This window comes from Pusillimonas sp. NJUB218, from assembly GCF_003788685.1.
Classification (GTDB): Bacteria; Pseudomonadota; Gammaproteobacteria; order Burkholderiales; family Burkholderiaceae_B; genus Neopusillimonas.
The window spans coordinates 137,939-162,735 of record NZ_NQMK01000008.1; the positions used below are offsets into that span (position 1 = coordinate 137,939).

Consider the following 24,797-nt stretch of genomic DNA (forward strand, 5'->3'; position numbering starts at 1 on the left):
CAATGAACTGGGATTTCGCACTAATTTTATTTGTGTTGCTGGTGATTACCGGTGTGGTCTGGGCAACCGACTACTTTTATCTTCGTGCCCGTCGTCGGCGTCGTGCCGAAGCTGAAATGGCGGTATACGATGCGGCCCCCACAGGAGTGGGCTCGATCGAGGCGGCCCGTTTGCGTCAGGCGGCTTACGACAAGGCGCACCGGGTGCCCTGGTTTATAGAATATTGCGTCAGCTTTTTCCCGGTTATTCTGTTCGTGTTTGTACTGCGCTCCTTCATCGTCGAGCCGTTTCGCATCCCCTCCGGGTCGATGCTCCCGACGCTGCAAAACGGCGATCTCATTCTGGTCAACAAGTACGAATACGGCATTCGCCTGCCTGTCGTCGACAAAAAGGTCGTCGAGCTGGGATCTCCCCAGCGCGGTGACGTCGTTGTTTTCCGGTATCCGGTAGACCCGAACATCGATTACATTAAACGTGTGGTGGGCTTGCCCGGTGATGAGGTGGTCTACCAGAACAAAACCTTGTTCATCAACGGGCAAGAAGTACCGCTGGTCCGTGATGGCGACTACTACGAGCCTGATCGTTCGGCCTATATCAGCCAGTTCATCGAAAAACTGGGTGCCAAAGACCATAAAATCTTGTTAAATAAAAGGGCATACCAAGATTTGTCCGCCATTTCCGACTACCCCTATCGCGACCAGTGCGGGTATTTTCCGGGTGGCATGCGCTGTGTGGTTCCCGAAGGGCATTACTTCATGATGGGGGATAACCGTGACAACAGTCTCGACAGCCGCTACTGGGGGTTTGTACCCGACGAGAACATCGTGGGCCGAGCCTTCTTTATCTGGATGAATTTCGGCGATCTAGCTCGCATTGGCCGGTTTAACTGATGACATCTCTGGCTAACCTCGAATCGGCGCTGGGTTATCGTTTCAACGACCAGGCGTTTCTCGATCAGGCGCTGACGCATCGCAGCCATAATGCGCGCCACAACGAGCGCTTCGAATTCCTGGGTGATTCGGTGCTCAACTTTGTGGTGGCGGCCTTGCTTTTCGATCGCTTCCCCAAAGTCGACGAAGGCGACTTATCACGTTTACGCGCCAATTTGGTTAAGCAGTCGTCCCTGGCCGAAATCGCTCAATCACTGCATTTATCCAATTTCTTGCGCTTGGGCGAGGGCGAGTTAAAAAGTGGCGGGTTTCGCCGGCCGTCGATTCTGGCTGATGCACTCGAGGCGATTTTTGGCGCGGTGTTTCTGGATGGCGGGTTTGACGCCGCACAATCAGTGATATCGCGGCTTTACACCCCTTTGTTGGCCAAGGTTGACCCCAAAACACTGGGGAAAGACCCCAAAACTTTGCTACAAGAGCTGTTGCAAGGGCGCAAGCTCGACCTGCCGCAATATACCGTTGTGGCCACGCGCGGTGCGGCACACAGTCAAATGTTCGACGTCGAATGCGCCGTCCCCAAGCTCGACCTGAAGGTTTCAGCTTCGGGCACCAGCCGTCGAGCTGCTGAACAGTTGGCCGCTACCGAAATCATCGCGCTTATCCAAGCCATGGGGCCGGCCAAGGGCGGTAGTCGACGCGCTCGTAAAAATACACAATTGTCGTTGCCCGTTGCCGTACCACAGGAAAATAAATGAGCACTCCCTTTCGTTGCGGCTTCGTCGCTATTGTCGGTCGCCCGAATGTCGGTAAGTCGACGCTGGCCAATGCCCTGATCGGCAGCAAAATTTCCATTGTCTCGCGTAAGGCGCAAACTACGCGTCACCGCATTAACGGTGTGCTAACGCGCGAACAAGAGCAGTTCGTTTTCGTCGACACGCCCGGCTTTCAGACGCGTCATGGCGGCGCCATGAACCGGATGATGAATCGTGTGGTTACCCAGGCACTGGCCGACGTTGATGTCGTATTGCACGTCGTCGAAGCGGGCAAGTGGTCAGAAGGTGATGCACAACTTCTACCTTTGTTGCCCAAAGGCAATAAAACGATTTTGGTCATCAGCAAAGTAGACAGCCTCAAAGACAAAAACGCGATGTTTGCGTTCGTCAGTCGTCTGACTGCGTTGTTCCCTTATGCGGCGGTGGTGCCGGTCAGCGCAGTAAAGTCCGTTCAGCTCGACACCTTGCTCGATGAGATCGCTACGCGTTTGCCCGAGGGCGAACCCATGTTCGAAGCCGACGCCCTGACCGATCGGCCAGTGCGCTTCATTGCAGCCGAACTGATTCGCGAAAAGATATTCCGCTTGGTGGGTGACGAACTGCCTTACGGTTGTACTGTCGTCATCGAGCAATGGGAAGAAGAGGGCCGCGCGGTCAAGGTGGCGGCCTGTATCGTCATCGAGCGTGAAAGTCATCGTCCTATCTTGCTGGGTGCTGGCGGCATGCACATGAAGCGCATCGCAACCGAGGCCCGTCAAGACATCGAAAAGCTGCTCGATAAGCCCGTGTTCCTCGAAATCTACATCAAAGTGCGAAAGGGCTGGTCTGATCGCGAAGCCGCTCTGCGCGACCTGGGGTATGAGTAAGCGAAGTACGCGGGTCAACGAGACCGTTGCGTATTTATTGCACGCCGCACCGTGGCGTGAAACGTCTTTATTAATACAGGTTTTTTCGCGAGACCATGGTCAAGTTGCCCTGGTCGCAAAGGGTGCGAAACGACCTTATTCGACATTGCGTTCCGTATTGACGGGGTTTCAACCGCTGCTGCTCTCCTGGACGGGCGCTGGCGAGGTTAAAACACTGACGCGGGCCGAGACGCTGGGTATCAGGCCGTTGGCCGGTCGCGCCTTCATGTCGGCCTGGTACTTGAACGAATTGGTGCTTAGGTTGTTGCCACGCGAAGACCCTCATCCGATGCTTTACGATGCCTACGATGCTGCGCTGATTCAGTTGGCCGCCGGTGGCGGCGCAGCTGCCGCTTTGCGTCGGTTCGAATGGGTGCTGTTGCAAGAAACGGGTTATGGCCTGGATGAATCTCCTCCCGATTTCAACGACCCGGCGCTCGAGCCCGAGCTGCGCAAAAGTCTGCGAGAACGGCTGGATGAATTGTTGTCAGGCAGGCCATTGCGCACGCGAAAAGTACTGATGGAGCTGCAGCGACTGTGAGTCTTTCAGTTTCAAATGTGTCGCCCGCTTTGGCCAAGCCTTTGCCTGACATTATTGTCATTGATACCTGCGTACTCATTTCCAACGTCGTGCGTCGTATGCTGCTCCGTTTGGTTGACAGCGGATTGTTTCGACCCGCGTGGAGTCCGGTTATTGGGGACGAGTGGTGCCGTAATGCGGCGCGTTTGTGGGAAGCCAGCCTCGAAGATATTCAGGCGCAGTGGGGCGACTTGCAAGTGGCGTATCCCGATGCCGATCAGGGTGACGTCAGCGAGTTTAAAGAGGGGTTAAAGCGTAGTGACCCTAAAGACTGGCATGTTGTGGCGGCAGCCCGTAAAGTGCGTGAGCGTACCGGCCCTGTCAATATCGCCGTCGTGACGCGTAATATCAAAGACTTTAACCGGGCCGAACTGAGGGGGTTTGGGTTGGCATTGCTCGACCCAGATGAGCTGTTGACTCGATGCTGGCAGCAAAACGCCGACGCTGTGGCGTCGGCGTTGCTGAAAATAGAAGGTGACTTCGAGGCGGTGGGCCGGGTGTCCGGCCCGATTGACGAAGTGCTTAAGCGTGAACGCTTGTTTCGGCTAAGACGGTTACTCGCGATCGCCGCCGACAATGCCCAACAGCATGAGCAAGTTGGCGAAAATGTTATACAAGTCTAGGTAGACCGCCAGCGTGGCTGAAATGTAGTTGGTTTCGCCGCCACGAATGATGCGTTGCAGGTCGACCAGCAGCAAGACCGAGAACAGTCCGATTGCCATGACTGAAATGGTAAGAACCAGCGCTGGCAACTGCAAAAAGATGTTGGCCAGCGAGGCAACCAGCAGCACGACGACACCAATGAACAAGAACTTTTGCAGGTGGGAAAAGTCGCGTTTGGTAGTGCTGGCTACCGAGGCCATGGCGCCGAATACAACGGCAGTACCGCCAAACGCCAGCATAATGAGCTGTGCGCCATTGCCCATGCCTAATACAAAGCCGATAAGGCGCGACAGCATGATGCCCATGAAGAATGTAAAGGCCAGCAACAGGGCAACGCCCATGCTGTTGTTCTTGTTGCGTTCGATAAGGAACATGAGCCCGAATGCGCCTACCAGGAACAAGATGGCGCTCATGCCGGGGCTGGCCGCCATGACGCTGTTGATGCCGGTAGTCAGGCCAACGAATGCACCCAGTACGGTGGGGATTAATGACAGCGCGAGCAGCCAGTAGGTATTGCGCAACACGCGATTACGCACAACCTCTGCGGCTGCGCCGTATTGCTGCTCGGCGTATGAGGGTTGACGAAAGTCGCTCATGGTTGATCCTTTAAGGTAAACAGATAAAACAATTACAGCCCTTAGATTACTGACATACAGCTGAATAATCAAGCGGCAGGGCAGGGTCTTCAGGTCATTATGACTATGGGCGCGATGACTTTGCGCGGTGTGTGCAAATCAGGATGCCGGCACGGTGTTGGACACGTCGTGGGCAAAAAGTTCGTGCCCCTCTTGCTTGTAGGCGCGCCAGCGCTGGCGCGCTGCGGCGACCTCGGCGGGTTTGTTGTCGATGACTTCGAGAATGCGCGGGAAGTGGCTGGCCGTGGGTGGGATATCGGCGTCGAGATTGATTAGCCAGACGGGTGCTTGCGCATGCCGGGCGTGCATGTCGGGCATGGGAGCAGCTGTTGTAAAAATGACCGCTGTTTGCGGCGCGAGTGGGTCAGCCGCATCGACATGGGGTATGAAGGCATCGGGCTCGAATGACCATAGCAGGCGGTCGAATCGGCCCATAAGTTGGTTGTTTTGCGTATAAACCACCAACGGCCGACCGGCCGCATAGTGCTTGCGCACGACCTCGCAGGCCATGCGCAAGCGGTCGGGAGCGCCAAAGGCGAAGTCGACCCTGGACATCGTGGTCATCAAGCCTGGTTTAGCAGGAACTGGACCAGCAGAGGGACGGGGCGGCCTGAAGCGCCTTTGTCTTTACCACTGCGCCATGCTGTGCCGGCGATGTCGAGGTGAGCCCACTTGTAGGCCTTGGCAAAGCGCGACAAGAAGCAGGCAGCCGTTACAGAACCGGCCGGCATGCCGCCGATGTTGGCCATATCGGCGAAATTGGACCGCAGCTGCTCTTGGTAGGCGTCGTCGAGCGGCATGCGCCATGCGGGGTCGCCCGATTGCTTGCCGGCCGCAAGCAACTGGTCGGCCAAGGCGTCGTCGGCCGAAAACAAGCCGGTATTGACGTGACCCAAGGCGACGACGCACGCGCCGGTAAGGGTCGCGATATCAACGACGGCGGCGGGCTTGAAGCGCTCGGCGTAGGTCAGGGCATCGCACAAGATGAGACGGCCTTCGGCATCGGTGTTAAGAATTTCGATGGTTTGACCCGACATGCTGGTGACGACGTCGCCTGGCTTGTTGGCGCGCCCGCTGGGCAGGTTCTCGCATGCGGGAATAAGGCCGATAACTGGCTGGCTAATGCCCAGTTCGGCCACCGCCTGCATCGTGCCGACAACGCTTGCAGCACCGCACATGTCGTATTTCATTTCGTCCATGTTGGCGCCGGGCTTGATGGAAATACCACCGGAGTCAAAGGTGATACCCTTGCCAACCAGGACAACCGGCGCTTTGGCCTTGGCGCGCGCTGCTTTTGCGGCTGCCGCTGGGGTGTACTTGATCACAATAAATACCGGGGGCTCGTCAGAGCCTTTGGCGACCGACAGGAACGAGCCCATGCCCAGTTCTTGTAGCTGCTTCAGCCCGAGAACCTCGACCTTAAGCGTTTTATGGGTCTTGGCCAGTTTTTTGGCGGTGTTGCCCAGATAGGTTGGCGTGCAGATATTGCCGGGCAAGTCGCCCAGTGTGCGTGCCAGTTGCATGCCATTGGCCATAGCGCGGCCAGACTGCAGGCCGGCATTGGCCTCGTCGGCTTCGGCACGGGTGACCCAGGTACTGATTTTTTTAAGTTTGGGTGCGGTTTTTTTAGAGGCTTTGCCCAGCGTGGCGTCGTACTGATAAGTGGCCTGGCCAACAGCAACGGCCAATGCCTGCGTACGCTGTTGCAATGTGCTGTCTTTGCAATCGGTGCGGGCTAGTGTCGATACGCCCTCGGTAAGCTGCGCCTGAACGCAGTATTTGGCGAAGGATTGTTCGGCGGCGGCGTGAGTTTTGGCGTTGTAGGCCTCTTGTTTGCCTAACCCGATTAAAATAACGCGTTGAGCACTGATGCCTGCCAGGTTTCGCAGCACTAACTGCGTGCCAGCGGTGCCCGGGAACTCGGCCTTCACAGCGTCTCGGACAGCGCCGTTGCTGGCGTCGTCGATAATTTTGGCAGCGGCAGTAAGTTGTCCTTCGGCAAATACGCCAACGGCCAAGGCTGCAGTTTTCAGGGTATGAAGTGTTGTTGTGGTATTGGTACTGAATTCCATGGTGGTCTCGGTTAATGTCAGTAAAGTGCTACTGATTATCTCCCATTTTTCTTTATGTCTCTATTCAAACGCTCGGTAGTTTCCGAAATTCTCAGTCACGCAGGGGTAGTATTCTCTACATTGCTTGTTGTGTGGCTCAGCGTGCTGCTGGTGCGTTTGCTGGGCGAAGCGGCTAACGGCAGTATTGGGGCCGATGTCGTTTTCGGTCTTGCCACGTTTTCAAGCATTACGGCATTGCCAGTCATTTTATCGGTGTCGTTGTTCATCGCAGTCTTGACGACAGTCACCCGAAATTTTCGCGAATCTGAAATGGTGGTGTGGTTTGCCAGCGGGCTGTCGCTTAAAGACTGGGTGGGGCCGGTTATGCGCTGCGCCGTTCCGGCTGCGCTTATCATTGCGTTTCTTACCCTGTTTGCCTCGCCCTGGGCCTATCGGCAAATTGCCGAGTACCGTCAACGTTACGAGCAACGGTCCGACTTGTCCAAAGTCTCGGCCGGCCAGTTCATCGAAACGCAGGGCGGTGCACGGGTATTTTTTGCCGAAGACCCCGTCAACGAAGGCGACGAACTGGGCAAGGTGGTTGCCCGTGTGATCGACGATCAATGGCTTAGTGTCGTTACAGCCAATAGCGCGCGTGTCGAGACACAGGCTAATGGCGATCGCTTTCTGGTACTTACCGAAGGTCATCGCTACGATTTGAAGCCAGGGCAGCCCGAATTCCGTCTGCTCGACTTCGAGCGCTATGGCTTTCGCCTCGAACGAAGCGCCGATGCGACAACGCCGGCAGCCATGCGTGAAATCGCCGAGCGGCAAATCAAAGCGCGGCCTACCGAGCAGCTATTGCGTGACAACACCGAGCATGCCAATTCGCAAATTATGTGGCGCCTGGCACTGCCGCTGGCGGCCCTCAACCTGGCGCTGTTGGCCATACCTCTTGGCGCGGTCAACCCGCGGCTGGGGCGTTCGGGCGATATTCTTATCGCCGGCCTGGTTGGCCTGCTTTATATGAATCTAATCAACCTGTCGCGTGGTTGGATCGGAAATGGACAGCTCCCTTTTTCTGTGGGTGTCTGGCTGGTTCATGCCGTATTTTTAGGCTTGATGGTGTTCATGATGTGGCGTAAGTTGCGTGTCAAGGCGCCCCGCAAAAGCTAACTGTTAGGTTATTGCTTATATCCAAAAGCTATTTTGTGTAGGGTCTTTATTACATATAATTGTGTCTCTATATCGGGACACATCATGAACCTACAGCAATTTCGTTTCGTTCGCGAAACCATTCGTCGCAATTTCAACCTGACCGAAGCCGCTCGCGCGCTGTTCACGTCGCAACCGGGCGTGTCCAAGTCAATTATCGAATTCGAAGATGAGCTGGGGATCAAGATTTTCGAGCGTCACGGTAAGCGCATCAAGGGTTTGACCAAGCCCGGCACGGCGGTGGCCCAAGTGATCGAGCGCATCATGCGCGAAGTCGACAATCTTAAAAAAGTCAGCGACGAATTCGCCCAGCGTGATGAAGGCGGGCTGGTCATAGGTTGCACGCACGCACAGGCGCGATACCTACTGCCTAAGGTCATTCCGGGCTTTCGTGAGCGGTTTCCCAAAGTTCGTGTGTCGTTAGCCGAAGGTAACCCTCCGACATTGGCGCGTATGGTCCTGCACGAGCAAGCCGACCTGGCCATCGCGACCGAGTCTTTGGCACATACCCCCGGCTTGGCGGCGTTGCCTGTTTACGCCTGGGAACACGTCCTGGTACTGAAGCCCGAACATCCGTTGGCCGAGCTTACGTCCAGTCAGGCCCGTGAGCTGTCGTTAGCGCATTTGGCGCAGTATCCGCTGGTAACTTACGATCGCCAGTTTTCTGGCCGCCGTGCCATCGACGAGGCTTTCGCCAATGCCGGCATTACGCCCGATATCGTGCTCGAAGCGATTGATGCCGATGTGATCAAAACCTATGTCGACGTCGGGCTAGGTGTTGGCATTATTGCCGGTATGGCTTTTGATCCCCGCCGCGACAAGGGGCTGGTTGGTATTCCGGTGGGGCACTTGTTTGGCGAGCACGTCACGCGTGTTGCCATCAAGTCGGGTATTTTCCTGCGCGATTATGTTTACGTGTTTTTGCAGATGCTGTCCGAGAGCCTGACGCGAGACGTTGTCCAGGAAGCGATTGATCGGGAGTCGAACATTGACGCCTAAAAAATCAAATGGGAATTATTCTCATTGACATATTAAATGATAATGATTATCGTTAAGTGGTTCAACGTTATCCGCGAGAGGAAATCATGTCAGGATCTGTTAATGCTGTTGTTGTGGGGGCCGACCGGCTGGGAAATATCCCCGACCTGCTGAAAGGGCACAACATAGCCATCATGCAGCACATCAGCGGCCGTCACAGCGCGCATCAAAAGAAAACACCTCAGCTCCCTTCGGGCACCCAGTTATTAATACTTTTAACTGATTTTCTGGGTCATAACGTTATGAAAACGTTTCGTGCCGCAGCGCAACGCGCCGGCATCAGGGTGGTGGCTTGTCGTCGCTCGGTATGCTGCATGAAGCAGGCCCTGAGCCAGTGCGGGTACTGCGAGGCGTGCCCTGCGCGCAAATCCTGAAGCGGATTTGCTATTTATTCAGGGTGAGGGCGGTGGTTGCGTCGTCGAGTTGGCCTGGGTCGAGGCGACGCGCGCCGTTATAGCGCTTCTTCCAGTAAGCCATGTCCATGTTTTCGATGCGCACTACCGAACCGGCGCGAGGCGCATGAACAAACTGCCGGTTGCCCAGGTAAATACCTACATGTGAAAAACGGTGGCCGAGTGTATTGAAGAACACCAGGTCACCTTTTTTGAGTTCGGACTTGTTCACGGCCGTGCCCAAGCGCGCAATTTCGGCCGAGCGGCGAGGCAATTTAAGGCCTAATGATTTTTCGGCCGCATAAATAACCAGCCCGCTGCAGTCGAACCCTGTGCTTGGTGCGTCGCCGCCAAAAGAATACTTAACGCCTAGATGCTGCAGTGCAGTTGACGCCATGGCCCGTGGGCCTGTGGCAGGCTGGTCGTAGCCCAGGTTGCTGCCGCGGCTAAGGCCGTAGTCGTTTTGCGCCAGGTAGGCGCCAAGCGGGTCGGAGGTGGCTTGCGCCTGGTAAGCGTCGCGAAGCGATGTGCCGGCGCTTTGCTGGCCTGTGGTGGCGCAACCAGACAACAGCCCGACCACGAGGGCGGCGCATAAAGCCCCACCGAATCGGCGGGGCAAAATTGAATTAAAGATACGATGTGCGGGTGTAATCGATAGTGATGTCATGGGCTAGAACGGGCCGCGGATGCCCGGACATTTTTTCGCGTGCCCGAGTTTAACTAATCTGCTCGATCAGGTAAAGTCTGGGTTTTGTAACTTCCACGAGATTCAGAGTTAAATCATGAAAACAAAACCCGTTTTAAGCGCAGAAGACGTCAAAGCCATTTTGGCTGCAGCTGAAAAGCACGCCGCCGAAAACCAGTGGGCGGTGTCGATCGCCGTGGTGGACGATGGCGGGCACTTGCTGGGTTTGCTGCGACTTGATAACGCCGCCCCCATTACTGCTCATATGGCACCCGCCAAAGCCAACGCGGCTGCGTTGGGGCGTCGCGAGTCAAAAGTGTACGAGGACATCATCAATCAGGGGCGCATGTCGTTCCTGACCGCGCCAGTGCTCGAGGGCTTGCTTGAGGGTGGCGTGCCCATTATTGTTGACGGGCAAGTCGTCGGCGCCGTTGCAGCAGCCGGCGTCAAATCCAGCGACGATGCCGCTATCGCCCGTGCGGGTATTGCTGCCGTTACGGCATAAGCCGGCGCCGGTTTATGTCTGCACCAGACGCAGTCGGGTCCGCTCCGACACAGTCCCCTGCCCAGCGGGGGCTGTCTGGCGCGCTGGCCCCCGGGGTCAAGCGTCGCGAGTTCTGGAGCTGGGCTTTTTATGATTTTGCCAACTCCGGCTACACCACCGTTGTACTGACGACGGTATTCAATACTTATTTTGTCGGGGTGGTTGCCGCAGGTAAAGACTGGGGCACGCTGGCACTTACGTCGGCGTTGTCATTGTCTTACTTGCTGGTGATGTTCACGATGCCCGCACTGGGTACCTATGCCGATGCCCACCGCCGTAAGCGCAGGGTACTTTTTTTAAGTACGGCAGGTTGTGTGCTCGCGACGTGTTTGCTGGCCGGCATCGGGCCAGGCATGGTGCTGGTAGGGCTGCTGGTGCTGGCCGTTTCAAACTATTGTTATTGCGTGGGCGAATCGGTTATTGCCGCGTTTTTGCCCGAGATCGCACGCCCGGGCAGTCTGGGAAGGGTGTCGGGCTGGGGTTGGGGTTTTGGCTATTTTGGCGGCATGCTGGCGCTAGGGTTGTCATTGCTGCTGGTGTCAGTGCTGTCCGGCAAGGGTTACGACGCGCCTGTCTATGTGCCCTGGGTAATGCTCCTGACGGCCGTGTTGTTTGGCCTGTCTGCCATTCCCTCATTTGTCTTTTTACAAGAGCGTTCGGTGCCCAGTCGTCGGCGGCGCGTATCGCCGTTGCGTCATCTGGTGGGCGCGTGGCACGAAGTCAGTCATTTTTTCCCCGATTTTCGCCTGTTGCTGTTGTGTGGTGCGTTCTACCAGGCGGGTATTGCGGTGGTCATTACCTTGGCTGCGGTCTACGCCACCGAGGCTATGGGCTTTGGCATGGCACAGACCATGGCGCTGGTTTTTGTCGTCAATATTGCGGCGGCTGCCGGGGCCCTATTGTTTGGTCACTTTCAAGACCGGGTCGGCCATAAACCTGCGTTGGCCATTACGCTCGTGGGCTGGATGGTCATGGTTGTTGTGGCTTATCTGGCCGTCGATGTCCGGGTGTTCTGGGTAGCCGCAGTGCTTGCCGGCTTGTGCATGGGCACCAGTCAAAGCGCAGGCCGGGCCATGGTCGGGGCGCTTGCGCCTTCTGGTCGTCTGGCAGAGTTCTATGCATTATGGACGTTTGCCATTCAACTGGCGGCTGTTGTCGGTCCGTTCAGCTATGGACTGGTTACCTGGTTAACCAGTGGCAATCATCGTCAGGCTCTGCTGTTTACGGGTTTGTTTTTTATCGTCGGTTTTGTCATATTAATGCGCATCAATTTTGCGCGCGGCGTTCAGGTGAGCGATACTTATCGTGAATTGGGTTATCCAGACGAACAAGAAGGAGTCAACCATCGTGTCCACACAAATTAAGTCAGTGCTGGTAGAAAACCGGGTGTTTCCTGCCTTTCCCGAGCTTGTCAAAACGGCAAATATTGCCGGGATGGAGGCCTACAAAGCGCTTGTCGCCGAGGCGCAAGCTTCCCCCGAGGGTTTCTGGGGGCGGTTGGCCAAAGAAAACTTGAACTGGACAACGCCCTTTACGCAAGTGCTCGACGAATCGAACCCGCCGTTTTACAAATGGTTTGGCGACGGCGAGCTTAACGTCTCCGAGAACTGCCTCGACCGTCATTTGGGTACGCCGGTCGAGCACAAAACCGCCATTATTTTTGAAGCCGATAACGGCGATGTCACGCAAGTCACCTATCGCGAACTCTACGATCGAGTGTGCGCGTTCGCTAACGGCCTGAAGGCGCTGGGGTACAAAAAGGGCGATCGCGCCATTATTTATCTGCCCATGTCCGTCGAAGCCGTTGTCGCCATGCATGCCTGCGTGCGTCTGGGTATCACGCACTCGGTGGTGTTTGGCGGTTTTTCCTCCAAAAGCATCCACGAGCGTCTGGTCGATGTCGGCGCCTCGCTGGTCATTACCGCCGATGAACAAATGCGCGGTGGTAAGGCAATCACGCTTAAGCCTGCGGTCGACGAAGCTATTTCTATGGGGGGCTGCGAGGCGGTACGCCATGTGGTCGTGTACAAGCGTACAGGCGGCGCCGTTAACTGGGTAGAAGGGCGTGACCTCTGGATGCACGACGTTGCCAAAGGACAGTCGGCCGATTGCCCAGCCGTGCCGGTTAATGCCGAACATCCTTTGTTCATTCTTTATACCTCGGGCTCTACGGGCAAACCTAAAGGGGTGCAACACGCGTCGGCTGGTTATTTGCTATGGGCCATGCTCACGGTTAAGTGGGCATTCGATGCCAAGCCATCCGACGTCTACTGGTGTACGGCCGACGTGGGCTGGATTACGGGCCATACCTATATTGCCTATGGCCCGTTGGCCAATGGCCTGACACAGGTCATGTTCGAAGGCGTGCCTACCTATCCCAATGCCGGGCGTTTCTGGGAAATGATCCAGCGCCATAACGTGACGGTGTTCTATACCGCGCCTACTGCTATTCGTTCGCTGACTAAAGCGTCCGAATCCCAACCCGATGTTCACCCGCGCAAGTACGATCTCAGTTCATTGCGTCTTATTGGTTCGGTGGGCGAACCCATCAACCCCGAAGCCTGGATGTGGTATTTCAAAGAAGTGGGGGGTGAGCGCTGCCCGGTTCTGGATACCTGGTGGCAAACCGAAACGGGCGGCCATATGATCACGCCCTTGCCTGGCGTGACACCGCTTAAGCCCGGTTCGTGCACCTTGCCGCTGCCGGGTATCGAGGCTGCCATCGTCGATGAAGTTGGTGGCGATGTCGAAAATGGGACCGGCGGGTTTCTGGTGATCAAGCGCCCATGGCCGGCCATGATCCGTAATATCTGGGGCGACCCTGAACGCTTCAAGAAAAGCTATTTCCCGCCCGAGCTCAAAGGGTACTACCTGGCGGGTGACGGTGCGCAGCGCGATGCCGATGGTTATTTCTGGATCATGGGCCGTGTCGACGACGTTCTGAACGTCTCTGGCCACCGCCTGGGTACTATGGAAGTCGAGTCGGCCCTGGTGTCGCATCCCCTGGTGGCCGAGGCCGCTGTGGTTGGGCGCCCCGACGACACCACGGGCGAGGCCATTGTGGCGTTTGTCGTGCTTAAACGCGACTTGCCTGAAGGTGACGAAGCCGTGCAGGTGGCCAAACAACTGCGTGACTGGGTAGCCAAAGAGATCGGCCCGATAGCCAAACCCAAAGATATCCGTTTTGGTGAAAACCTGCCCAAAACACGTTCAGGCAAAATCATGCGCAGGTTGTTGCGTATTGTGGCCAAGGGCGAAGAGGTCACGCAAGACGTCTCGACGCTCGAAAACCCGGCAATTCTTTCCCAGTTGTCGAAGTCGGTGTAAAGGCGTTTGTGTCTTGTTATGCGGCCCTTGGCGGCATAACAAGACCACCGCACATTGCAAAAACAAAAGCCCGCAATTACTTAACCGACAAAAAATAAACCCCGCTGCAAAAAACAGCGGGGTTTATTTTTAGCCTGGGGGCAGCCTTTTATAAAGGCTGCTTTTTTATGGCGACATAAGGGCGCAGAAGGCCGGCGGTATTACATGCCGTTATAAACCGGCCCTTCGCCGCCTTGCGGGGTGACCCAAACAATATTTTGTGTGGGGTCTTTGATGTCGCAGGTTTTGCAATGAATACAGTTTTGCGCATTGATTTGCAGGCGATCGCTGCCCGCGTCGTCTTTAATGAACTCGTAGACGCCGGCAGGACAAAAGCGCGCCTCGGGGCCGCCGTATTTGGCCAGGTTGACTGACACCGGCACTGACGCGTCTTTCAATGTCAGGTGGACAGGTTCGTCTTCTTCGTGGTTGGTGTTTGAGATAAACACCGAGCTGAGACGATCGAATGTCAGCTTGCCATCGGGTTTGGGGTAGTCGATGCGAGCGCATTCGGCTGCAGGTTGCAGGAAGGCGTGATCCGGCTTGTTATTGCGCAGTGTCCAGGGCATTTTGCCTTTTAAAAGCAGCTGCTCTATGCCAGTCATGACGGTACCTACGGTACGGCCTTTTTTGAACCATTGTTTGAAGTTGCGGGCTTTGTTCAGTTCGTCGTGGAGCCAGGAGGCTTCGAATGCCGTCGTGTAGGCCGTGAGTTCGTCGTGGCTGCGGCCGGCCATAATGGCTTGTACTGCAGCTTCGGCCGCCAGTGCGCCGGTTTTGATGGCGGCGTGGCTGCCCTTGATGCGCGATGCATTAAGGAAGCCGGCCTCGCAGCCCACCATGGCACCGCCGGGGAACACGAACTTAGGCAGAGACAACAAGCCGCCCGCAGTCAGGGATCGCGCACCATAGGCGATACGCTTGCCGCCTTCAAAGATGGGGCGGATGGCCGGATGGGTTTTGTAGCGCTGGAATTCTTCGAAGGGCGACAGCCATGGGTTGGCGTAATCGAGCCCGACAACCAGACCCACGACAACAATGTTGTCTTTCAGGTGGTACAGGAATGAGCCGCCATAGGTGTCGGCGTCGAGGGGCCAGCCGGCCGTATGCATGACCAGACCGGGCCGGGATTGCGCCGGGTCGACTTCCCACATTTCTTTGATGCCGATGGCATAGCTTTGGCTGTTGCGGCCTTGATCGAGCTTGAAGCGTTCGATGAGCTGGCGACCCAGATGGCCGCGTGACCCTTCGGCAAACAGCGTGTAGCGAGCGTGAAGCTCCATGCCAGGCTGGTAATTCGGGGTGTGCGAGCCATCGCGCGCCACGCCCATGTCACCCGTGGCAACGCCTTTGATGGCACCGTCGTCGGTGTACAGGATCTCGGCGGCGGCAAACCCGGGGAAAATCTCGACGCCTAGAGCTTCGGCCTGTTCGCCCAGCCACTGGGTGACTTCGCCAAGACGCACAATGTAATTACCGTGGTTCTGGAAGCATTCGGGCAGCATCCATGCTGGCGTAGAGCGCGAACCGCTTTGGGTCAGGAACAAGAACTTGTCTTCGGTGACCGGGGTGTTCAGTGGCGCGCCTTTTTCTTTCCAGTCGGGGATCAGTTCAGTCAGGGCTTTGGGGTCCATGACGGCGCCGGACAGGATGTGGGCGCCGACTTCAGCGCCTTTTTCCAGTACACAGACACTGATCTCCTGGCCCTTTTCGGCGGCAAGCTGTTTGATACGTATTGCGGCAGACAGCCCGGCAGGGCCGGCGCCAACCACCACGACATCGTATTCCATCGATTCGCGTTCAGTCATGGATGTAATTCTCCGTGTTGAATTATTCTGTTGTATGTGGGGATTGTAGTGCAGCTCGAGTCAGCCGTTCCAGCCTTGTACTGTTATCCTTTCGTGGCGCGTGCGGTCGGTATGCCGGCCTGTGCGTTTTTTTAAATAAACAACAGCTTCGTCAATAAGCCAACTATGTCAGAAGAATCAAGCGTTTGTCCGTTGAAGGTAGGTGGGGTATTCCGGTGCGTCATGCCGGTGCGTTGGGGCGACATGGACGCCGTCGGGCACGTCAATAACACGCTGTATTTCAAATATGTCGAAGAGGCCCGTGCTCAGTGCTTCGAAGCCGAGCAGGTCTATTTCCCGCATGGCCGTGTGCCGTTGCTGGCGCACGCTTCATTCGATTTTTTGAAGTCGGTGGTTTACCCGGCGACGGTAGCCGTGCTCATGACCGTGACCCGAATTGGTCGATCCAGTCTGACTTTCGATGTCACCATCGAGGTCGAGGGCGAGCCGGGTGTGCCCTACGCCAAGGGTAAGAATGTGGTTGTGGTAGCCGATCGCGAAAGCGGGCAATCGTCGCCCTGGACAGCCGCCGAGCTTGAGCACCTGGCGCGTTTTTTTGTGTAGGCGAGTCGGCTAAAGTATAGTTTGCGGTGGTCCGGGGCCGGTCGATACCGGTAGTGGCCGCCACGTTTTTAAACTCAGGGTGGAGCATTAATGAACAAAGTGTATGCAAGTGCCGCAGAAGCACTAAAGGGCATTGTGGCCGATGGCCAAATGATCGGCGTCGGCGGTTTCGGTCTGTGCGGTATTCCAGAGGCCTTGATCGCTGCGTTGCGTGATTCGGGTGTTCAAAACCTGACGTGTGTCAGTAATAACGCAGGGGTCGATGGTTTTGGGCTAGGGCAGTTGCTCGAGACCCGTCAAATCAAGAAAATGATTTCGTCTTACGTAGGCGAAAACAAAGAGTTCGAGCGTCAGTATCTGGCCGGCGAGCTCGAGCTCGAGTTCACGCCGCAGGGTACGCTGGCCGAGAAGTTGCGCGCTGGCGGGGCCGGTATTCCGGCGTTTTATACGCGTACCGGGGTAGGCACGCTGGTGGCCGAAGGCAAAGAAGAGCGCGAGTTTGATGGCGAGCGCTATATTCTCGAGCGCGCGCTCAAGCCCGACGTGTGTTTGGTGAAAGCCTATATGGCCGATCGTAGCGGGAACCTGGTTTTCCGTAAGACCGCGCGTAATTTCAACCCTGATGTCGCCATGGCCGGGAAAATTACGGTTGTTGAAGTTGAAAAACTGGTTGATATCGGTGATATCAACCCCGATGACGTCCACTTGCCCGGTATTTACGTACACCGCATTGTGCTGAACACCAGCCCCGAAAAACGCATTGAAAAACGCACCGTACGTAACGCAGGAGAATAACCATGGCATGGAATCGTGACGAAATGGCCGCGCGTGCGGCAAAAGAGCTTCAAGACGGCTTCTACGTGAATTTGGGCATTGGCTTGCCCACCCTGGTAGCCAATTACGTACCGCCGGGCGTCGAGGTCTGGCTGCAGTCCGAAAACGGCTTGCTGGGTATTGGCCCTTTCCCTGAAGAAGACGAGGTCGACGCCGATATGATCAACGCCGGCAAACAAACCGTCACCACTTTGCCGGGGTCGTCAATTTTTTCTTCGTCTGAGTCGTTTGCCATGATCCGCGGTGGCAAAATCAATTTGGCTATTCTGGGGGCTATGCAGGTGTCCGGAAAGGGCGACCTGGCCAACTGGATGATTCCGGGAAAAATGATCAAAGGCATGGGCGGCGCGATGGATTTGGTCGCCGGCGTTAGTCGTGTGGTGGTCTTAATGGAGCACGTGGCGCGTAAAAAAGACGGCACCGAAGACCTGAAATTGTTGCCTGAGTGCACGCTGCCGCTTACCGGTGTTGGCGTGGTTAACGTCATCATTACCGATCTGGGCGTCATGGAAGTCACTGAAAACGGCCTTAAGCTTACCGAAATGGCGCCGGGTGTTACCGTTGACGAGATCCTGTCCAAAACGGCAGCCAAAATCGATGTGTCAGCGTTTGCCTGAACTTTTTTGTTTGCGTGCGGCTTGCTCCGGTTAACGGGGTAAGCCGTTATTTTTTTGCATTTTTGATTGAGTAAACTCGTGGCTGATTTGACCCCCGGTTCCACCCCCTCGTTTCGCCTGCAGGCCTTGCGGCAGGCCATGGATGCGCATGGCGTCGACGCTTGTGTTGTCTTGTCGGCAGACCCGCATTTGTCCGAATATCTGCCCGATCATTGGGCGGCTCGCGCCTGGCTGTCGGGGTTTGAAGGGTCGGCGGGTACCTTGGTGGTAACGGCTGGTTTTGCCGGCCTCTGGACAGACAGTCGCTACTGGGAGCAGGCGGTCAATGACCTGGAGGGCAGCGGAATCGAAACAATGCGGGCGGGTGCCGAAGGCGTACCGACGCCGGCCGAGTGGCTGGTGGCGCATTTGTCTAAAGGCGCCAAAGTGGCCGTCGATGGCAATACGCTGGCCGTTTCTGCACATCGTCAATGGCAAAGCACATTGTCGGGCGGCGGTTTACGCCTGCATACCGATCTTGACCTGGTAGGTGAAGTCTGGACTGAGCGCCCGTCTTTACCGTCGGCGCCTGTTTTTGCGCATAAGCCACCGCATGCTTGCCGGCCGCGCGCAGCCAATATTCAGGCCGTACGCGACCGCATGCTTGCGCAGGGCGCCGGCTGGCACTGGCTGTCGTCGCTTGACGACATTGCCTGGTTACTGAATTTGCGTGGCGCCGATGTGTCGTATAACCCGGTTTTTCTGGCGCATGTTCTGCTGGGGGCCGACACAGTCACATTGTTCGTCGAACCCTCGAAACTGTCGCCCGAACTGGTTGCAGAACTTGCTGCCGACGGGGTGGGTATCGAATCCTATGACGCCATCGGCGGGGCGTTGTCTTGCCTGCCCGAATCGGGTACCTTGCTGTTCGATCCGGCTCGCACCACGGTGGGCTTGCTGTCGGCTGCAGCGTTCGTTAAACACATCGAGGCCGACAACCCCAGCATCTTGCTTAAGGCGTGTAAAACGCCGGAAGAAATTGCCCATGTTCGGCAAGCGATGGCCGAGGACGGCGCAGCCTTATGTGAATTTTTTGCCTGGTTCGAGTCTGCACTGGGTAATGCGCCCATCACCGAACTGACTATCGACGAAAAAATTACCGAAGCGCGGGCGCGTCGGCCTGGTTTCGTATCCGCCAGCTTTTCGACCATCGCCGCTTATAACGCCAACGGCGCTATGCCGCACTATCACGCTACAACGCGCTCACATGCGCGCATCGAAGGCGATGGTCTGTTGCTTATCGATTCGGGTGGCCAGTATCTGGGCGGTACAACCGATATCACCCGGGTCGTGCCGGTGGGCACGCCAACGCCCGAGCAAAAACGCGACTTTACCTTAGTGTTGCGCGGCATGATTGCCCTGTCCCAGGCGCATTTTCCAAAGGGCATTGCCGCACCCATGCTCGATCCGATTGCCAGGCTGCCCTTGTGGCAGGCAGGTATTGAATTTGGTCACGGTACAGGTCATGGTGTGGGTTACTTTTTGAACGTTCACGAAGGGCCGCAATCCATCTCGTACCGCACGCCCATCAAGCCGGCCATGGCGATGGCAACCGGCATGATTACGTCCAACGAACCGGGGGTTTACCGGCCGGGCCAATGGGGGGTGCGCATCGAGAACCTGGTGGTGTGCCAGCCTGCAGAGCAAACTCAGTTCGGTGAATTCATGAAATTTGAAACCCTGACTTTGTGCCCGATAGACACGCGCTGTATCGACGCAAGCTTGCTGACGCCTACCGACTTAACGTGGTTGAACGACTATCACGCCTGCGTACGTCAAACATTGTTGCCTCTGGTCAACGGTGCGGCGCGCGACTGGTTGATTGCGCGTACCGAACCGCTGTGAAACCGGTTGCGTCGGCTATAATTTCAATTTCCCGCTACCGCCCGGCTACACCGGGCGCAGATTTATGACCAAATATGTATTTGTAACGGGTGGGGTAGTGTCCTCGCTGGGTAAGGGCATTGCCGCTGCTTCATTGGCCGCCATTCTCGAGTCGCGTGGTTTGCGTGTCACCATGCTCAAGCTCGACCCCTACATCAACGTCGACCCCGGCACCATGAGCCCGTTTCAGCACGGCGAGGTGTTTGTCACCGAAGACGGCGCCGAAACCGACCTTGACCTGGGCCACTACGAGCGCTTTATTTCGACGCGCATGCGTAAGGTCAATAACTTTACCACCGGTCAAATCTACGAATCGGTGTTGCGTAAAGAGCGTCGCGGCGACTACCTGGGTAAAACTGTTCAGGTTATCCCGCACATTACCAACGAGATCCAAGATTTCATTGCCCGTGGCGCTAAAGCGGCCTATCAGGGCGAGGCCGATGTCGCCATTGTCGAGATCGGCGGTACCGTCGGTGATATCGAATCGCTGCCTTTCCTCGAGGCCGCACGTCAAATGAGCCTGCGCCTGGGCCGTAATAACGCCGCGTTTGTGCACCTGACGCTGGTGCCGTTCATTGCCTCGGCCGGCGAGCTTAAAACCAAGCCTACTCAGCACTCGGTACAAAAACTGCGTGAAATCGGTATTTATCCGCACGCCTTGTTGTGCCGTGCCGACCGCCGTATCCCCGACGACGAGCGCGCGAAAATTTCGTTGTTCTCCAACGTGCCGCTCGATGCCGTCATTTCGGTCTGGGACGTCGATTCGATTTATAAAATCCCGGCCATGCTGCACGCACAAGGCCTCGACAACCTGGTCTGCGATGCGCTGGCATTGTCGCCGCCACCGGCCGACCTCACCGTCTGGGACCGCATGGTCGATGCCATCGAGCATCCCAAGAAAACCGTCACTATCGGCATGGTCGGCAAGTACGTCGACCTGACCGAATCGTACAAGTCGCTTACCGAAGCCTTGGTTCACGCCGGTATCCACACCAGCTCCCACGTCAACATCGAATACCTCGACTCTGAAGTCATCGAAGCCGAAGGTACGGCATGTCTTGAACACCTCGATGCCATCCTGGTGCCGGGCGGCTTTGGCAAACGGGGCACCGAGGGCAAGATTGCTGCTATTCGCTACGCCCGCGAAAACAGCGTGCCGTACTTGGGTATTTGCCTGGGCATGCAGTTGGGGGTTATTGAGTTCGCCCGCAACGTCGCCCAACTGGGCGGGGCCAACAGCACCGAATTCGATCCGGCTACGCCGCATCCTGTGGTGGCCCTCATCACCGAATGGCAAGACCGCGAAGGCAAAGTCGAGCGTCGCGATCAAACGTCTGATCTGGGTGGCACCATGCGCAAAGGGGCACAGCGTTGCCCAGTTCGCCCGGGTACCCTGGCTCATAAAATTTATGGCGACGAAGTCAACGAGCGCCATCGCCATCGTTACGAAGTCAACAATGTCTACGTGTCGCGTCTCGAAGAGTCCGGCCTGGTCATTAGCGCGCGTACCCCCACCGAGCAACTCCCCGAAATCATGGAGCTGCCTTCGCACCCTTGGTTTATGGGCGTGCAGTTTCACCCCGAGTTCACCTCAACACCGCGCGATGGCCATCCGTTGTTCACGGGCTATATCAAGGCCGCGCTCGAACACCAGGCCAATCGCCCGGTTAAGGGTTCGGCATGAAGCTATGCGGGTTCGAAGCCGGGCTGAACCGGCCGTTTTTTCTGATCGCGGGCCCCTGCGTTATCGAGTCACGCCAAATGGCTTTCGATACGGCAGGCCGCCTGCAAGAAATCACGCAGCAGCTGGGCATCCCGTTCATATACAAAAGCTCGTTCGACAAGGCTAATCGCAGCTCGGGCAAGTCTTTCCGGGGGCCGGGCATGCACGAAGGCCTGCAAATTCTGGCCGATGTGCGCGCCCAGTTGGGTGTGCCTGTGCTTACCGATATCCACGATCAATCGCAGGTCGACGATGTCGCTGCGGTGGTCGACGTGCTTCAAACGCCTGCGTTTTTGTGTCGCCAAACCGACTTTATCCAGGCTTGCGCCGCCACACTCAAGCCCGTCAACATAAAAAAAGGGCAGTTTCTGGCGCCCCACGATATGCTTCAGGTGGTGAACAAGGCGCGCGATGCTGCTATTGCCGCCGGGGGCGACGGCAGTAATATCATGGTGTGCGAACGCGGCGCATCGTTTGGCTATAACAATCTGGTGTCCGATATGCGTTCGCTGGCCATCATGCGCGAAACCGGTTGTCCGGTCGTGTTCGATGCCACCCATTCGGTACAGTTGCCGGGTGGGCAGGGCACATCGTCCGGCGGTCAGCGCGAGTTCGTGCCCATCTTGGCTCGTGCTGCGGTGGCGGTGGGTATAGCCGGGTTGTTCATGGAAACCCACCCCAATCCCGATCAAGCCCTGTCCGACGGCCCCAACGCCGTCCCGCTGGGTCAGATGCCGGGCTTGCTTAAATCACTGGTCAGCATCGATCGCTGCGTCAAAGAAAACGGCCTGTTCGAACTCGACTGATCATCACCTGGCGGAGGAGCCATGGAGTTATCGTTTCTGGGTGCGGCGGGCACGGTTACCGGGTCGCGTCATCTGCTCGAATCTAATGGGCAGCGTATTTTGGTCGACTGTGGCCTGTTTCAGGGGCTCAAGTTCTTGCGTCAACGCAATTGGGCGCCGTTCCCGGTCGATCCGGCCAGCATCAATGCGGTTGTGCTTACTCATGCCCACCTCGATCACTCGGGCTATTTGCCCCGACTAGGGCGAGACGGCTTCAAGGGCCCCGTTTTTGCGTCAGAGCCCACTATCGATCTGGCCGAAATCCTGCTGCTCGACAGCGCACACATTCAAGAGTCTGACGCCGAGTTCGCGAATCGCCACAAGCTTAGTTCGCACGAACCCGCCCTGCCGCTCTACACCACCAAAGAGGCTCAAAAAGTCCTGCGTCAGTTTCAGCCACTGGCGCGCGACGCCTTTCACGCCATTGACCACGACCTGAAAATCAAGCTGCATCGCGCCGGGCACATTTTGGGTGCTTCTATTGTTGAAGTGCAATGGGATGGCCGAAAGCTTGTGTTCTCGGGCGATTTGGGCCGCTACAACGATCCTGTCATGCCCGATCCTGACACCATCGAAGATGCCGATTACCTGGTGCTCGAGTCAACCTATGGCGACCGCAGTCACGATAACAGCCCTCCCGAGGCGGTGCTTGAGGACATCATTCGGCGCACGGCCGAACGCGGCGGCACAGTGGTTATACCGGCGTTTGCCGTGGGGCGTGTACAACTGCTGCTGTACTACCTGCACAAGCTGCGAATCGAGCGCCGACTGCCCGAGAACATGCCGGTTTACCTTGACAGCCCCATGTCATTAAGTGCCGTCAAAGTGCATCGTGACCATCCGGGCGAGCAAAAGCTCACGCGGGCGCAAGTCTACGAGGTCAATCAAGTGGCCGAGTACATCGAAAGCGTTGAGGAATCCAAGGCGCTGGACGCCTCGGTCATGCCTAAGATCATTATTTCGGCCAGCGGCATGGCCACAGGCGGCCGGGTTGTGCACCACCTTAAGCGGTTTGCACCCGATCCGCGCTCATCGATTTTGTTCGCTGGTTACCAGGCGGCCGGCACCCGCGGGGCAAAAATGCTTGCCGGTGCCCAGACGATTAAAATACACGGCGAATATATTCCCGTTAAAGCCGAGCTCAACAACCTGTCGATGTTGTCGGCACATGCTGATGCCGACGAAATCATCCGCTGGCTTGGTGGTTTTCGGCGCCCGCCGCGCGAAACCTTTCTGGTGCACGGCGAGCCCGAAGCGGCCGACGCTTTGCGTTGCCGCATCAAAGACGAGCTGGGCTGGCGTGTGCGCGCCGTCGAACACCTTGAAAAGGTGTCGCTCAGGTAGGGGCGTGCGTCTGCTCGAAGTACAATCCATTATTGTTATTTAACGCTATTCCATTTTTTTCACAGGACATTCAATGAGTGCAATCGTAGATATCATCGGGCGCGAAATTCTAGATTCGCGTGGCAACCCTACCGTCGAGTGCGACGTGTTGCTCGAGTCGGGTGCCATGGGGCGTGCCGCCGTACCGTCGGGGGCCTCGACAGGCGCTCGCGAAGCCATCGAACTGCGCGACGGCGATAAAAGCCGCTACCTGGGCAAGGGCGTACTCAAGGCTGTCGAAAACCTCAACACCGAAATTTCCGAAGCGCTCATGGGGCTCGACGCACAAGAGCAAACCTTTGTTGACCGTACCCTTATCGAGCTTGATGGTACCGAGTCAAAAAGCCGCCTTGGCGCCAACGCCATCCTGGCTGCCAGTATGGCTGTAGCGCGCGCTGCTGCCGACGATTCAGGCCTATCGTTGTACCGTTACTTTGGTGGCAGCGGTCCTATGCAAATGCCTGTGCCCATGATGAACGTGATCAACGGCGGGGCACACGCCAACAATACGCTCGACATGCAAGAATTCATGATCTTGCCTGTGGGCGCCACCAGCTTCCGCGAATCGTTGCAGATGGGCGCCGAAGTATTCCACGCCCTTAAAAAACTGATTCACGACCAGGGTATGTCGACTGCGGTGGGTGACGAGGGCGGCTTTGCCCCTAACGTTGCCAATCACGAAGCGGCCATCCAGCTTATTTTGCAAGCCATCGAAGCCGCAGGCTACGAAGCAGGTTCGCAAATCGCTCTGGGTCTCGATTGCGCCAGCTCCGAGTTCTACCGCGACGGTAAATATCACTTGGCCGGCGAGGGCGGTGTGTCGCTCGCAGCCGCCGATTTCGCCAATTTGCTGGCAACTTGGTGCGACAAGTACCCCATTATCACCATCGAAGATGGTATGGCCGAAGACGACTGGGAAGGCTGGAAGATCCTGACTCAGCAACTGGGTAAAAAGGTTCAGTTGGTGGGCGACGATCTGTTCGTGACCAACACCAAAATCCTCAAGCAGGGTATCGACCAGAATATTGCCAACTCCATTCTGATCAAAATCAATCAGATCGGCACCCTGACCGAAACCTTTGCTGCCATCGAAATGGCCAAGCGTGCTGGTTATACGGCTGTTATTTCGCATCGTTCGGGCGAAACCGAAGATTCGACGATTGCCGATATTGCAGTGGCCACCAACGCCATGCAAATCAAGACCGGTTCGCTGTCGCGCTCCGATCGTATGGCCAAGTACAACCAGTTGCTGCGCATCGAAGAAGAGCTGGCCGAAGTGGCCTCGTATCCCGGTCGCGACGCGTTCTACAACCTGCGTTAATTT

24 protein-coding genes are annotated in these 24,797 nt (G+C 56.7%); 19 read left to right on the top strand and 5 right to left on the bottom strand.

Features of this window, described 5'->3' with window-relative positions; translation table 11 throughout:
• Positions 1-2 precede the first annotated feature (2 nt).
• The 5 genes from lepB to CHR62_RS11525 are packed head-to-tail and all read left to right on the top strand — an operon-like array spanning position 3 to position 3,771.
• Complete coding sequence (lepB, locus tag CHR62_RS11505) at positions 3-890, top strand: signal peptidase I (protein ID WP_093969060.1); 888 nt, start codon at positions 3-5, stop codon at positions 888-890.
• Positions 890-1,645 (top strand): ribonuclease III, encoded by a 756-nt coding sequence (gene rnc, locus CHR62_RS11510; RefSeq protein WP_093969059.1) that lies wholly within the window; start codon positions 890-892, stop codon positions 1,643-1,645. The genes lepB and rnc overlap by 1 nt, the downstream gene beginning before the upstream one ends.
• Complete coding sequence (gene era, locus CHR62_RS11515) at positions 1,642-2,529, top strand: GTPase Era (protein ID WP_123661026.1); 888 nt, start codon at positions 1,642-1,644, stop codon at positions 2,527-2,529. Before rnc ends, era begins: the two co-directional genes overlap by 4 nt.
• Positions 2,522-3,109 (top strand): DNA repair protein RecO, encoded by a 588-nt coding sequence (gene recO / locus CHR62_RS11520; RefSeq protein ID WP_093969057.1) that lies wholly within the window; start codon positions 2,522-2,524, stop codon positions 3,107-3,109. Before era ends, recO begins: the two co-directional genes overlap by 8 nt.
• Positions 3,106-3,771 (top strand): PIN domain-containing protein, encoded by a 666-nt coding sequence (locus CHR62_RS11525; protein WP_233574974.1) that lies wholly within the window; start codon positions 3,106-3,108, stop codon positions 3,769-3,771. Before recO ends, CHR62_RS11525 begins: the two co-directional genes overlap by 4 nt.
• Here the strand turns inward: CHR62_RS11525 and CHR62_RS11530 are convergent.
• The 3 genes from CHR62_RS11530 to CHR62_RS11540 all read right to left on the bottom strand — a co-directional run bounded on the left by CHR62_RS11530 (position 3,703) and on the right by CHR62_RS11540 (position 6,518).
• The gene (locus CHR62_RS11530; protein ID WP_093969055.1) at positions 3,703-4,407 is read right to left on the bottom strand and encodes a Bax inhibitor-1/YccA family protein; all 705 of its coding nucleotides are present in this window, start codon (positions 4,405-4,407) and stop codon (positions 3,703-3,705) included. The genes CHR62_RS11525 and CHR62_RS11530 overlap by 69 nt on opposite strands.
• Positions 4,408-4,545: 138 nt before the next feature.
• On the bottom strand, positions 4,546-5,001 hold the full coding sequence (locus CHR62_RS11535; RefSeq protein WP_093969551.1) for a DNA polymerase III subunit chi: 456 nt from the start codon (positions 4,999-5,001) through the stop codon (positions 4,546-4,548).
• Positions 5,002-5,009: 8 nt separating this feature from the next.
• A complete protein-coding gene (locus CHR62_RS11540; RefSeq protein WP_093969054.1) occupies positions 5,010-6,518 on the bottom strand; it encodes a leucyl aminopeptidase in 1,509 nt (502 codons plus the stop codon).
• A gap of 54 nt (positions 6,519-6,572) precedes the next feature.
• On the opposite strand from CHR62_RS11540, the gene lptF reads away from it, so the two are divergent.
• The 3 genes from lptF to CHR62_RS11555 all read left to right on the top strand — a co-directional run bounded on the left by lptF (position 6,573) and on the right by CHR62_RS11555 (position 9,124).
• Entirely contained in the window at positions 6,573-7,673 is a 1,101-nt protein-coding gene (gene lptF / locus CHR62_RS11545) for an LPS export ABC transporter permease LptF (RefSeq protein ID WP_093969053.1), read from the top strand.
• Between the two features lie 84 nt (positions 7,674-7,757).
• Complete coding sequence (locus CHR62_RS11550) at positions 7,758-8,711, top strand: CysB family HTH-type transcriptional regulator (RefSeq protein WP_093969052.1); 954 nt, start codon at positions 7,758-7,760, stop codon at positions 8,709-8,711.
• A gap of 86 nt (positions 8,712-8,797) precedes the next feature.
• Positions 8,798-9,124, top strand: coding sequence for a DUF2325 domain-containing protein (locus CHR62_RS11555; protein WP_093969051.1), 327 nt, complete (start codon positions 8,798-8,800; stop codon positions 9,122-9,124).
• Between the two features lie 10 nt (positions 9,125-9,134).
• Here CHR62_RS11555 and CHR62_RS11560 read toward each other — a convergent pair whose 3' ends face one another.
• Entirely contained in the window at positions 9,135-9,809 is a 675-nt protein-coding gene (locus CHR62_RS11560; RefSeq protein ID WP_093969050.1) for a C40 family peptidase, read from the bottom strand.
• Positions 9,810-9,924: 115 nt separating this feature from the next.
• Here CHR62_RS11560 and CHR62_RS11565 point away from each other — a divergent pair, with 115 nt between their 5' ends.
• Genes CHR62_RS11565 through acs form a run of 3 tightly spaced genes read left to right on the top strand, consistent with a single transcriptional unit; the run spans position 9,925 to position 13,698 of the window.
• Positions 9,925-10,332 (top strand): heme-binding protein, encoded by a 408-nt coding sequence (locus CHR62_RS11565; protein WP_093969049.1) that lies wholly within the window; start codon positions 9,925-9,927, stop codon positions 10,330-10,332.
• Positions 10,333-10,346: 14 nt separating this feature from the next.
• Positions 10,347-11,735 (top strand): MFS transporter, encoded by a 1,389-nt coding sequence (locus tag CHR62_RS11570; protein WP_123661027.1) that lies wholly within the window; start codon positions 10,347-10,349, stop codon positions 11,733-11,735.
• Positions 11,719-13,698: an acetate--CoA ligase gene (acs, locus tag CHR62_RS11575; protein ID WP_123661028.1), complete on the top strand. Its 1,980-nt coding sequence runs from the start codon at positions 11,719-11,721 to the stop codon at positions 13,696-13,698. The genes CHR62_RS11570 and acs overlap by 17 nt, the downstream gene beginning before the upstream one ends.
• A 200-nt stretch (positions 13,699-13,898) precedes the next feature.
• On the opposite strand, the gene CHR62_RS11580 is transcribed toward acs, so the two are convergent.
• On the bottom strand, positions 13,899-15,545 hold the full coding sequence (locus CHR62_RS11580) for an electron transfer flavoprotein-ubiquinone oxidoreductase (protein ID WP_173862491.1): 1,647 nt from the start codon (positions 15,543-15,545) through the stop codon (positions 13,899-13,901).
• A gap of 165 nt (positions 15,546-15,710) precedes the next feature.
• Here CHR62_RS11580 and CHR62_RS11585 point away from each other — a divergent pair, with 165 nt between their 5' ends.
• The 8 genes from CHR62_RS11585 (at position 15,711) to eno (ending at position 24,794) form a co-directional block, all read left to right on the top strand.
• A complete protein-coding gene (locus CHR62_RS11585; RefSeq protein WP_123661029.1) occupies positions 15,711-16,148 on the top strand; it encodes a thioesterase family protein in 438 nt (145 codons plus the stop codon).
• A gap of 90 nt (positions 16,149-16,238) precedes the next feature.
• Entirely contained in the window at positions 16,239-16,943 is a 705-nt protein-coding gene (locus tag CHR62_RS11590) for a CoA transferase subunit A (protein ID WP_093969045.1), read from the top strand.
• A 2-nt stretch (positions 16,944-16,945) separates the two neighbouring features.
• Positions 16,946-17,599 (top strand): 3-oxoacid CoA-transferase subunit B, encoded by a 654-nt coding sequence (locus tag CHR62_RS11595; protein ID WP_123661030.1) that lies wholly within the window; start codon positions 16,946-16,948, stop codon positions 17,597-17,599.
• Between the two features lie 78 nt (positions 17,600-17,677).
• Positions 17,678-19,483, top strand: coding sequence for an aminopeptidase P family protein (locus CHR62_RS11600; RefSeq protein ID WP_255416203.1), 1,806 nt, complete (start codon positions 17,678-17,680; stop codon positions 19,481-19,483).
• Between the two features lie 64 nt (positions 19,484-19,547).
• Positions 19,548-21,206 carry a CTP synthase gene (locus CHR62_RS11605; RefSeq protein ID WP_123661031.1) on the top strand — a complete coding sequence of 553 codons (1,659 nt, stop codon included), beginning with the start codon at positions 19,548-19,550 and terminating at the stop codon, positions 21,204-21,206.
• Entirely contained in the window at positions 21,203-22,051 is an 849-nt protein-coding gene (gene kdsA / locus CHR62_RS11610) for a 3-deoxy-8-phosphooctulonate synthase (RefSeq protein ID WP_093969042.1), read from the top strand. Before CHR62_RS11605 ends, kdsA begins: the two co-directional genes overlap by 4 nt.
• Positions 22,052-22,072: 21 nt before the next feature.
• Positions 22,073-23,434 (top strand): MBL fold metallo-hydrolase RNA specificity domain-containing protein, encoded by a 1,362-nt coding sequence (locus CHR62_RS11615; protein WP_123661032.1) that lies wholly within the window; start codon positions 22,073-22,075, stop codon positions 23,432-23,434.
• Positions 23,435-23,507: 73 nt separating this feature from the next.
• A complete protein-coding gene (gene eno / locus CHR62_RS11620) occupies positions 23,508-24,794 on the top strand; it encodes a phosphopyruvate hydratase (RefSeq protein WP_093969040.1) in 1,287 nt (428 codons plus the stop codon).
• Positions 24,795-24,797 lie beyond the last annotated feature (3 nt).

Excerpts from the sequence above, each read along its gene's own strand:
- lepB (WP_093969060.1), top strand. The coding sequence starts at position 3 with ATGAACTGGGATTTCGCACTAATTTTATTTGTGTTGCTGGTGATTACC.
- rnc (WP_093969059.1), top strand. The coding sequence starts at position 890 with ATGACATCTCTGGCTAACCTCGAATCGGCGCTGGGTTATCGTTTCAAC.
- era (WP_123661026.1), top strand. The coding sequence starts at position 1,642 with ATGAGCACTCCCTTTCGTTGCGGCTTCGTCGCTATTGTCGGTCGCCCG.
- recO (WP_093969057.1), top strand. The coding sequence starts at position 2,522 with ATGAGTAAGCGAAGTACGCGGGTCAACGAGACCGTTGCGTATTTATTG.
- CHR62_RS11530 (WP_093969055.1), bottom strand. The coding sequence starts at position 4,407 with ATGAGCGACTTTCGTCAACCCTCATACGCCGAGCAGCAATACGGCGCA.
- CHR62_RS11535 (WP_093969551.1), bottom strand. The coding sequence starts at position 5,001 with ATGTCCAGGGTCGACTTCGCCTTTGGCGCTCCCGACCGCTTGCGCATG.
- CHR62_RS11540 (WP_093969054.1), bottom strand. The coding sequence starts at position 6,518 with ATGGAATTCAGTACCAATACCACAACAACACTTCATACCCTGAAAACT.
- lptF (WP_093969053.1), top strand. The coding sequence starts at position 6,573 with ATGTCTCTATTCAAACGCTCGGTAGTTTCCGAAATTCTCAGTCACGCA.
- CHR62_RS11550 (WP_093969052.1), top strand. The coding sequence starts at position 7,758 with ATGAACCTACAGCAATTTCGTTTCGTTCGCGAAACCATTCGTCGCAAT.
- CHR62_RS11555 (WP_093969051.1), top strand. The coding sequence starts at position 8,798 with ATGTCAGGATCTGTTAATGCTGTTGTTGTGGGGGCCGACCGGCTGGGA.
- CHR62_RS11560 (WP_093969050.1), bottom strand. The coding sequence starts at position 9,809 with ATGACATCACTATCGATTACACCCGCACATCGTATCTTTAATTCAATT.
- CHR62_RS11565 (WP_093969049.1), top strand. The coding sequence starts at position 9,925 with ATGAAAACAAAACCCGTTTTAAGCGCAGAAGACGTCAAAGCCATTTTG.
- CHR62_RS11570 (WP_123661027.1), top strand. The coding sequence starts at position 10,347 with ATGTCTGCACCAGACGCAGTCGGGTCCGCTCCGACACAGTCCCCTGCC.
- CHR62_RS11580 (WP_173862491.1), bottom strand. The coding sequence starts at position 15,545 with ATGACTGAACGCGAATCGATGGAATACGATGTCGTGGTGGTTGGCGCC.
- CHR62_RS11585 (WP_123661029.1), top strand. The coding sequence starts at position 15,711 with ATGTCAGAAGAATCAAGCGTTTGTCCGTTGAAGGTAGGTGGGGTATTC.
- CHR62_RS11590 (WP_093969045.1), top strand. The coding sequence starts at position 16,239 with ATGAACAAAGTGTATGCAAGTGCCGCAGAAGCACTAAAGGGCATTGTG.
- CHR62_RS11595 (WP_123661030.1), top strand. The coding sequence starts at position 16,946 with ATGGCATGGAATCGTGACGAAATGGCCGCGCGTGCGGCAAAAGAGCTT.
- CHR62_RS11605 (WP_123661031.1), top strand. The coding sequence starts at position 19,548 with ATGACCAAATATGTATTTGTAACGGGTGGGGTAGTGTCCTCGCTGGGT.
- kdsA (WP_093969042.1), top strand. The coding sequence starts at position 21,203 with ATGAAGCTATGCGGGTTCGAAGCCGGGCTGAACCGGCCGTTTTTTCTG.
- CHR62_RS11615 (WP_123661032.1), top strand. The coding sequence starts at position 22,073 with ATGGAGTTATCGTTTCTGGGTGCGGCGGGCACGGTTACCGGGTCGCGT.
- eno (WP_093969040.1), top strand. The coding sequence starts at position 23,508 with ATGAGTGCAATCGTAGATATCATCGGGCGCGAAATTCTAGATTCGCGT.